We start from the raw sequence: 9,511 nt of genomic DNA, 5'->3' as shown, positions 1-9,511 counted from the left end.
TCCGCCACAGCCGTCTGCCGATCGTGGGATGGCAGTTCCATCCGGAGTCCATCCTCACCCCAGAGGGGATGCAACTGCTCGAGGCGTTCCTTGGCTGGAGAGAAGAGATAGAAGAGAGGGGACGCGTGCAATCCGAAGCTATCCAGGCTCGGCGTGTGATTCCGGTTAAGACAACAAACCGTAGTTCTTGAGAGTGACGCGGAGTTTGGCCTCCTGCTCGGGCGACAAAGGTGTTAGGGGCAATCGAAGCTCGCCCGTATCGCGTCCCAAAAGTCGCATCGCGGCCTTAATGGGGATTGGATTTGTGGCCAAACCCAACATATCTCGGGCCAGTGGGAAGAGTCTCTTGTGCCACCGTAAGGCCTCGCTGAGATTACCCTGTTCGAAGGCCTCGATCATCGCCTTCATGTCCTTCGGCACGATGTTGCCGATCACCGAGATCACCCCACGCCCGCCCACCGCCATAATTGGGAGCGTCAGGCTGTCGTCCCCACTGAGAACCGTTAAATCGGTTTGCGTCGTTATCTGCGAGACCTGATCCAGTGAACCGCTAGCCTCTTTCACCATGGCAATATTCGGGAACTCGGCCAGGCGGAGGAACGTCTCCGGTTCGATGTTTCTTCCCGTGCGCCCCGGAATATTATAAACGCAGATAGGAATATCCACCGCCTGAGCAAGAAGTTTGAAATGCTGATAAAGCCCTTCCTGCGTCGGCCGATTGTAATACGGCGACACAATGAGCACCGCATCCGCGCCAACCTGGGCTGCCCAACGAGTAAGCTCCAGGGCCTCTTCCGTACTATTTGAACCAGTGCCCGGCATAACTTTGATTCGGCCCGCCACTGTTTTGACGACAGCCGAGATGACCTCTCGATGCTCGGGGTGAGAGAGTGTTGGGGATTCCCCTGTCGTGCCGACCGGACAGACACAGGTGACACCTGCCTGGACCTGGAACTCCACCTGTTCTTCCAGGGCCTTGTAATCCACCTTACCATCCCGGAAGGGGGTGATTATCGCGACGGAAAGACCGGCAAATTGTTCAGCACGCGTAGCCATGATGAATCCACAACTTTTGGGTGATAAACAAGACCGCAGGCCCAAACCACTTTAACGAACATCGGAGGAGAACATTTCGCGATGGGAGGCTGCCCACACCATCAATTCTTTCATTTCTCGAACAGCCTGACACATCCCAACCATAACAGCCCGGGCGATAATACTATGGCCGATGTTAAGCTCTTCCATGCCAGGGATGGCCGCAATCGGTTGGACGTTACGGTACGTCAGGCCGTGCCCAGCGTGTAGATGGAGCCCTCGCTGTACGACATCGCGGGAGGCTTCGCGCAAATTGATCAGTTCCCGGTGTTGCTGTTCGCCCCGTGCGTTGGCGTAACAACCGGTGTGCAGCTCCACAGCTTTTGCCCCGGTCTTTTCGGAAGCTTCAATTTGGCGAATGTCAGGATCGATAAAAAGGCTCACAATAATCCCCGCATCCTGAAGCCGGTGGACCACACTCGTCACGCGATCAAGCTGTCCGAGGACGTCCAGTCCCCCTTCCGTGGTGATTTCTTCTCTCCGCTCCGGCACCAGAGTCGCCTGGTCAGGCTTGACCTGAAGGGCAATTTCGACAATTTCGTCAGAACACGCCATCTCAAGATTCAGCTTGACGGCCGTTGTCTGGCGGAGCAACCGCAAGTCTCGCTCTTGAATGTGACGGCGATCCTCACGCAGGTGAATTGTAATACCGTCAGCACCTCCAAGCTCAGCCAAAGCCGCCGCCCAAACAGGGTCCGGCTCATAGGTTCGCCGTGCCTGGCGAAGTGTGGCCACGTGATCGACGTTGACGCCGAGATGAATCATCTTTACCGAATTAGCACCCTGTGAGTTTCGGAAAGCAGTTAGATCGGCTAGCTACACAAGCGTCACTCGGGCAAAAACGGGATTATATCGCCGTTGGCCGCAGGTGGAAAGAAACCCTCCCTCCGCTGGGTCCGGCTAGATACCGGACGGTCCCTGTAGACACAGCGGTGACCACGCCATACATTGGGCCAATACGTTCGATTCCCTTCCCCATCCACTGGATTTGTTGTTTTTCGAGAGGAGACGCGTCTATGAGGAGGCAACGTTTCGGTTCCCGGTTTGCATTCGGGCGGTTGCACTTGGCACTCGTGGGCCTGTTGTGCTTCGCCCCTGCGTCAATTAGAGCCAATGACGCCGTGGTGCCGGTGCCCCGTCCGGACCAGTGGTGGCAGCAACGTCATCAATCGATGAACGAACGTGTGAAACAGGGCAATGTAGACCTGATTTTCATTGGCGACTCCATCACACACGGATGGGAAGGCGAGGGAAAGCAAGTCTGGGACGCCTACTACGCCCATCGGCACGCTGTGAACCTCGGAATCGGCGGAGACCGCACTCAACACGTGCTCTGGCGGCTGGAAAATGGCAACATCGATGGCATAAGCCCCAAGTTGGCCGTGGTCATGATTGGCACCAACAACGCCGCATCCAATGAGCCGGAAGAAACGGCAGAAGGGATTAAGGCGATCGTGGAAAAGCTGAGAACCAGACTGCCGCAGACCCGGATTCTACTCCTGGCAATATTCCCGCGAGGTGAAAATCCGCAGGATCCCCTTCGGCAGAAAAATGAGCGTGTCAATGAGTTGATCTCGAAACTAGATGACGGGGTTCACGTGAAATTCGTCAACATTAATTCCGCTTTTCTGACCATCGACGGGACCCTGCCGAAAGAAATCATGCCCGATTTACTTCATCCCAACGTCAGGGGTTATGCCATCTGGGCAGCAGCGATCGAACCGTACGTCGCGGAAGTCCTTGGGCCGCTTCCCGCTCCCGAGGGAAAACCGGACGAAGAAGGCTTTGTACCCCTCTTTGACGGGAAAACCATCGCGGGATGGCGGAAAGCCGGTGGCGGCGCCACTTACTGGGTGGAAGACGGGTGCATCGTGGGAAAGGTTGGCTTAGGGCCCAACACGTTTTTGTGCACGGAAAAAACTTTTCGCAATTTCATTCTCAAGCTCGAAGCGAAGTTCGATCAGCCAGGTAACTCTGGCATCCAAATCCGGAGCCACCAGCGGCCGGATACCGGTCGAGTGTACGGGTATCAGTGCGAGATCGATCCTTCCGATCGGGCATGGTCCGGTGGAATCTATGACGAAGCCCGGCGAGGGTGGCTCTTCAAACTGGACAAAAACGAAGAAGCCAGAAAGGCTTTCAAGCCTGAAGACTGGAACGAATTCGTTATTGAAGCGAACGGACGCCGTATCCGAACCTGGGTCAACGGAGTCCCCTGCGCCGATTTTACTGATGAAAGCGATCAGGCCGATCTCGAAGGGTTCATTGCACTCCAGGTGCACGCGGGCAAGCAAGGCCAGATCAGGTGGCGCAATATCCGGATCAAGGAATTGCCGGACAACCAATGAACCGGAATAATCACTGAGTGGCGTGGTGCGAAACGTGGTCGGCGGCTTTCAGCCGGGATTTTTGTCGCGTGATGTGTCAGTCATCGAACGGCCGACGAATTGTTCGTCGGTCGTTCTTTTTGACCAGGGATTACGGACGTGAAAGTTCTTTTTCTTCAATCCGGCAGTTCCGGAAATTGTTTGTATGTCGAAACAAAGCACGTGGCGGTACTTTTTGATGCCGGCATCACAGCCAAGCAGGTTGCTCTGCGTCTCGAAACTAACGGATATTCGCTGGCCAAAGTTCAGGGAGTTGTGGTGTCGCACGGGCACCGTGATCATATTCACTACAGTGGAGTCTATCACCGGCGACTGAAGCTGCCCATTTGGGTCCCCCGCGCCTGCAGAGATTGGCTCGCGGAACGGGAAGACTTCTCGCCTCATGCTTATCGCCCCGGTGAAATCCTCACAATAGGGAACCTGCGGATCGAAACTATTCCCACTCCGCACGATTTCCCGGATTCTGCCGCTTTCATTATCGACGATGGCCGCAATCGGCTCGGTGTTTTTACCGACCTGGGCCACGTCTTCCCCGACCTAGAAAAGCACCTTTCCTCGGTTGACGCTCTCATCATCGAGAGTAACTATGATCCGGAAATGCTTGCCAACGGGCCGTATTCTCCTGATCTGAAGGAGCGAATCCGCGGTCCCGGCGGTCATCTTTCCAATATTGAGGCGGCACACTGTGTGAAAAAGTGGAAGCAGCAGTACCGCTGGATATGCTTGGCCCATCTTTCGCAACACAACAATACGCCCGAGGTCGCCGAAAAAACCTTCCGGAAGGTGGTTGGCCCAGGAACCCCCTACATAGCTGAGTACTATTCGGTCACGAGGCTGCCAGCGTTGGATTAGGGGGAAATTTTGCTCCCCATTCATATTCGACGTGGATTGAACCGGGTTCGCGATAGAGCGGCTCTATTAACGGAAGCGGGACCGAGCAGATCCCTCCCACATATCAGGGTTAGGACCGAGTTTTTCTTTGACCGGGTCAGTGATTTTCCGCAGTTGTTCGACGACTTCAGGGGAAAGCGTCAGGTCAGCCACCGCCGCATTTTCGCGTGCCTGAGAGGGCCGTCGCATCCCATTGACCACCGACGTTACCCCTTGCTGGGCGAGAAGCCACGCCAAAGCCAACTGGACAACCGTCAAGCCGAGTTGTTCGGCCACTTTCTCAATTTCGCGAATGGCCGCAAATGTTTCCGCTTCGCAGCCGGGTTCACCGTGCCGTGTGAGAGGGCGAGAACAAGAAAAATGCCGAGTTCGGGCCCGCCCCGGGGGAACCTCGTCAGGCGCCTTGTACTTACCTGTCAACAGTCCGATCGTGAGAGGGCTGTAACACAAGACACCGATATGTTTCTCGCGACAGAGCGGCAAAATGTCGTATTCGATGGCCCTGAACAGGAGCCCATAGGGAAGCTGATTTGTCACAGGCTTGCCGAGCGAAAGGATCGCTGACAAATCTTTCACGCCGAAATTGCACACGCCAATGGCCCGAATTTTTCCCTGCCGTTTCAATTCTTCCAATGCCGACCATGTTTCCTCGAACGGCACCTCCCAGTTAGCCCAGTGGATTTGATAGAGGTCGATGACGTCTGATCGGAGTCGCCGGAGGCTGGCCTCACAAGATAAGATCACTTTCTCGTAACGGGCATTCTCCCAGTTGAACTTGCTGGCGATGAAGACCTTCTCACGCTGACCGTACAATGCTTTGCCCAATACCTCCTCAGCCAAACCTGCTCCGTAAAGCTCGGCTGTGTCGAAAAAATTGATACCCGCATCCAGGGCCGCGTGAATTGTTGCGATGGATTCGGCTTCGTCTTGCGGTCCCCAGGTCTGGTCACCCGCAAGGGCCCAGCATCCCATCGCGATAACTGAGACATTCCGGTCCGTGCCGGGAAGATGGGCGTAACGCATAGAATCACAAGCTCTCGCGCTGCCTCGGATCCGTTACTCCCGTTTGTCGTTGACACCCTTTAGCCGCCCTGATGAATTGGAGAAACGGCTGGCGACTTTCTCTATCTCAGTTGCAGATGGCGTACCATCCCAGACAGCCACCACATACCGCAGATCGAGGGTCGCGCCAGTTTTCAAAAAATATTTCTCGTTGGCAAGGTTCAGCGTAGCGGATAAATAGGCAAACGGCTGATCCATGGTAAACCAAACTGAGGGATGACGCAAATTCCGAGGATGGTCAATTATCACCACAGTGACAGGTTGGCCGCCTACATTTGCCGAATAGGCACACCACTCAGCCGATTTGTCGTTTGTGGTGGCGACACTGTTCCCCCCTGCCGAGTTATAAAACGTTCCGCCTGTGTCCATAGCCTCAACAAAGCGGCAGCCCAGACCAAAATAATGTCGGCCCCAAAGAGTTCGACCGGTGTCCGTTTCAGTTACTTCCAGCCGCGTATGCCAAACGAGCAGAGTGGGGAATTGCGGCTGGTTGGAGCGAACCAGCAAAAGCTCGCGCTCTTCTGCGAGTTGAGGATTTCCCTGCCCATCCCGCCAGATGATCGGGTGCAAAACACGGGCCATTGAATGTCCGTTCTCCTGTCGTGTCTCCAGATGGATCGTGCCCTGCGTGGTCTGTGTCCCACAACCAGGACCCTCTGCCCAGTAATCCACCCCATCGACGCCAACTGCAAACATCAGCCCATGATGGTGAACATGATCTGGCGGCGAGTCGCGAAAAACGTTAATCCCCTTTGGCGAACACAAAGTTTTGACGTAACATTTTGGACCGCTGGCAGGAGCGACATATTCAAACACAACCGTGCCGTCAACAGATACCGTCACTCGCCCGTCTTGAACCGTTCCCCGAATTTGTTCTTGGGAACCAGCGCTCAAAGTTTCGGCTGCAACGGCTTCCACTGGTGATCGTCCCTCTCCCCATGCTGCTCCACCAGTTGTCGCTAACCCAGCCAGAATAATTGGCACGACGAGCGGTCGATGAGTGGCTAGCATACCCGTCTTCCTTTCTCGCAAGAATTTGGCGAACACCACGGATGACAACACCATGGTGCCGACGTTCGACCGGCGAATCAAGCCTGCCCAGTGCTTCAGCAAACGAAAACGCTCCGTTTTTGCGAGGCGCGAAGAGCAAAATTCGCAATCAAGTGGTTTCCGCGTTCCGAACCACAAAGTATTAAAGAGAATGAGAACGCTCAACCCACCCGGTGCCGGGGCACCTCCACAGTCTGAAATCACTCCGGAAGCCACGGCTTTCGCCGCACACGGTCCGGCTCACTAACCGGATGCTCAAAACCAGGTGGCCGCGCCCCGTCAATCGCCGGCGCACTGCGATCCTCTGGAAACGGATCGAAACCGTTGAGTGCATTCCGCTCGGCTTCGATGGAAGTCATGCCTCCAGGAGTACCGACGAGCGGCGGCAATGGGGCACACCCCATCAATGCTGTAACAATCCCAAAATAGAAAAACAAAGGCGATGTTTTCATTGTGCTGGTGCATACGGAACGGCACACACAGGACAGTCAACCGCGGGCAAGCCCGTAGCGCCCGGAAATGGTAACGGCCCGTCGGAAAATGGGCAAGATGTAAAAACTGAAACGCTGTTTGCATCGTTCATTTCCACACAACTTACCGGCAGAGTGCTGGTACAGCCAGGAGACCACCGGATAAGGTCAACATGACCCATCTCCTTTTCCGATAGCGATGGGGAAGCGGACGTCCACACGGGTGCACGTGCGAGCAAGATTTATCGCGGACGGACCTGCTTCTCAGCTCCACATTCCGACGTTTGGATAATCCATTTCACCGAGCGCATCCCAACTGCCGAGTTCAGTTACCGTTAAAAACGTACGAGCAATTCATGAATTGCCCACACAGTATCTTGCTTCGTGGCATGTCATTCGTTTTTGCAAAAGTGGGGATGAGTCAGAAGGTCAACTTGTTGACGTTTTTCATCAAGCGGCGAAAATAAAAAGGTGTTTGCACAGGGAATGCCCTATGCGGTGACCTATTTCTCCCTTACCTGGTGCAGGAGGTTCGCGAATGAAGGGGAACGAACAACTGATCGCTGTGTTGAATGAGTTGCTCGCGGAGGAACTGACAGCCATTGTCCAGTACATCGTCCATTCCGAAATGTGTGCCGACTGGGGCTACGACGAGTTGCACGAGGCGGTTGAAAAGCGCGCGATTCAGGAGATGAAACACGCGGAAAGCTTGATTGCGAGGATTATCTTTCTCGAAGGCACACCGATTGTGAACCGCTTGAACGAGGTTCACGTCGGTCCCAATGTGGCTGAGCAGTTCCGCTCCGATCTAAACGCCGAATTGACCGCAGTTCAGGCATACAACAAGGCCATTGGATTGGCGCATGAGGTGGGTGATGCGGTCACCAGGGAGTTGCTCGAATCAATCGTAAAGGATGAAGATCAGCACGTGAATTGGCTGGAGGAGCAGTTGGCTCAGATTGAACAGATGGGCCTGCAGATTTACCTTTCGACGCAGGCGAAAGGGTAACATGTCGGCACGGCGACGCGTGCCACTTCCTTTGTGAGAATACCCGATCACACGCTCGCATTGGAAAGCTAAGTCAGACGGACATGAACCGGCACGGAAAGTCTGCCCGAGTGGTAATTCCCTCGGCCGGCTCTGGTATCTGTATTCCAAAGTGTAAGTGCTTGCCTGAGTTGGATGACTGCCCCATTCAGGCACATGCCTTTCTACAATCCTCTGTGGCGTGCATTCCTTTAGGTCAGATCCCGTGTTTGAATTTTGGACCCAGTACAACGGTAAAAGGATGGAGCAATCCAATCATCCGAGGATTCATGGAGTAGCTCACATGAGGCCCCAGTTGCTTCTCTCGCGAACTCCTCTGGCTTTCAGTCACTGCGCCGTTCTGGTGACTCTGCTTTTAGTGACGCCATTTGGACGGGCCGAGGATAGCTCACTGCCCTCGCCGCGGATGACAGACACTGTTTATCGCGCACTTGCGGCATTTAATAAGGGATGCGCTCTTCTCGAACAGTACGAATATTCCGCAGCCAGTAAGCAATTCGAGGCTGTACTAAAGGAATTTCCCGATTGGACGGCCGCAAAATTTAACCTCGGGCTCGCCTATCTCAACATGATGGAAGATACCGGCGGAAAAGAGGTGATCAACCAAGCCGAGCGATTGTTTCAGGAAGTCACCAAGGAAAATCCCGAATTGATCCATGCCTGGTATTGTTTGGGACTCTATTACGAACATGTAGGGCAAAAAGAAAATGCGCTGGAAGCCTTTCAGAGGGCATACAAACTGGATCCCGATGATCCTCATGTCTGCCTTAAACTGGCAGAAGCTTATCTATCGGTTCAGCAAAACGAAAAAGCAGTAGAACTTCTAGAACGGGCAGTCAACCTCGATCCTGGGTTCGTTTCAGCCATTTATCGGCTGGCGCTCCAGTACCAGCGTCTGGGAAAACGAGATGCGGCTTTGAAACTATTTGAGAGGTTTCGCGCACTCAACCAAGCGGAACTTGCAGGCGGAAGTTTCACCGTACGAAAAATCTATGGTTCTGCCGGAAAATACTACTATGCCCTGGGGCCCGACATGTTGCCAATTCCGCGGCGGACGGACGCGGATACCCGCGTCACAACTCCGGTGTTCGACCCCGAAGCGCGGGAACTCGTCAAAATGGGTAGTGTCTGGCAAGCAGGTCAAGTATCAATCGAAATCGGCGGGATCGCCGTGGCCGATCTGAATAAAGACGGCATCTTGGATCTCGTTTTAACTGGTGTCACAAATGACCATGCCACCCAGGTTTTATTCGCCGATAAAAATGGGACTTTTCACCCTGCTGACATTTTGGCTACCCAGAGCATATGCGCGGCCGTGGGAGACGTTGACAACGATGGTGATGTCGACATCTGGATTGGTGGTGCAGGGTTCGTTCGTTTAATGGAAAACGATGGCACCGGCAATTTCAAACCGTTCTCGGGCACAGGTGCCTCCACCACGGGCAACTTCACCGCACTACACGTGTGCTTACTGGATATCGACAGTGACGGTGATCTTGATCTCTATG

Annotated in this window: 9 protein-coding genes and 1 pseudogene; 5 read left to right on the top strand and 5 right to left on the bottom strand. The window is 54.3% G+C overall.

The annotated features are described in order from the left end of the window. Positions 1-191 (top strand): annotated as a pseudogene (locus tag ABJK56_RS11560) (hypothetical protein); the annotation flags it as partial. On the opposite strand, the gene dapA reads toward ABJK56_RS11560, so the two are convergent. Both dapA and ABJK56_RS11550 read right to left on the bottom strand, forming a co-directional pair. Next, positions 166-1,056, bottom strand: a complete 891-nt coding sequence (gene dapA, locus ABJK56_RS11555) for a 4-hydroxy-tetrahydrodipicolinate synthase (RefSeq protein WP_347244826.1) — start codon at positions 1,054-1,056, stop codon at positions 166-168. The pseudogene ABJK56_RS11560 and the gene dapA overlap by 26 nt on opposite strands. 51 nt (positions 1,057-1,107) lie before the next feature. After that, entirely contained in the window at positions 1,108-1,860 is a 753-nt protein-coding gene (locus ABJK56_RS11550) for a pyridoxine 5'-phosphate synthase (RefSeq protein ID WP_347244825.1), read from the bottom strand. A 251-nt stretch (positions 1,861-2,111) separates the two neighbouring features. Here ABJK56_RS11550 and ABJK56_RS11545 point away from each other — a divergent pair, with 251 nt between their 5' ends. Both ABJK56_RS11545 and ABJK56_RS11540 read left to right on the top strand, forming a co-directional pair. Further along, the gene (locus tag ABJK56_RS11545; protein WP_347244824.1) at positions 2,112-3,443 is read left to right on the top strand and encodes a family 16 glycoside hydrolase; all 1,332 of its coding nucleotides are present in this window, start codon (positions 2,112-2,114) and stop codon (positions 3,441-3,443) included. Between the two features lie 138 nt (positions 3,444-3,581). Beyond that, positions 3,582-4,334, top strand: a complete 753-nt coding sequence (locus ABJK56_RS11540) for an MBL fold metallo-hydrolase (protein WP_347244823.1) — start codon at positions 3,582-3,584, stop codon at positions 4,332-4,334. A gap of 66 nt (positions 4,335-4,400) precedes the next feature. Here the strand turns inward: ABJK56_RS11540 and ABJK56_RS11535 are convergent, their stop codons facing one another. From ABJK56_RS11535 to ABJK56_RS11525, 3 genes are all read right to left on the bottom strand, one after another. Next, positions 4,401-5,396 (bottom strand): aldo/keto reductase, encoded by a 996-nt coding sequence (locus ABJK56_RS11535; protein ID WP_347244822.1) that lies wholly within the window; start codon positions 5,394-5,396, stop codon positions 4,401-4,403. A gap of 33 nt (positions 5,397-5,429) precedes the next feature. Further along, positions 5,430-6,446 carry a DUF6807 family protein gene (locus tag ABJK56_RS11530; RefSeq protein WP_347244821.1) on the bottom strand — a complete coding sequence of 339 codons (1,017 nt, stop codon included), beginning with the start codon at positions 6,444-6,446 and terminating at the stop codon, positions 5,430-5,432. 239 nt (positions 6,447-6,685) lie between these two features. Beyond that, entirely contained in the window at positions 6,686-6,844 is a 159-nt protein-coding gene (locus ABJK56_RS11525) for a hypothetical protein (RefSeq protein WP_347244820.1), read from the bottom strand. Positions 6,845-7,493: 649 nt separating this feature from the next. Here ABJK56_RS11525 and bfr point away from each other — a divergent pair. Together bfr and ABJK56_RS11515 are read left to right on the top strand one after the other, a co-directional pair. Beyond that, complete coding sequence (bfr, locus tag ABJK56_RS11520; RefSeq protein WP_347244819.1) at positions 7,494-7,964, top strand: bacterioferritin; 471 nt, start codon at positions 7,494-7,496, stop codon at positions 7,962-7,964. Positions 7,965-8,286: 322 nt separating this feature from the next. Beyond that, positions 8,287-9,511: FG-GAP-like repeat-containing protein (locus ABJK56_RS11515; RefSeq protein WP_347244818.1), on the top strand; the 1,225-nt coding region annotated here is incomplete at its 3' end.

Source organism: Thermogutta sp. (assembly GCF_039793925.1).
GTDB lineage: Bacteria > Planctomycetota > Planctomycetia > Pirellulales > Thermoguttaceae > Thermogutta.
The sequence above is the reverse complement of the archived record's forward strand: the minus strand, read 5'-3'. Positions and strand labels throughout refer to the sequence as shown.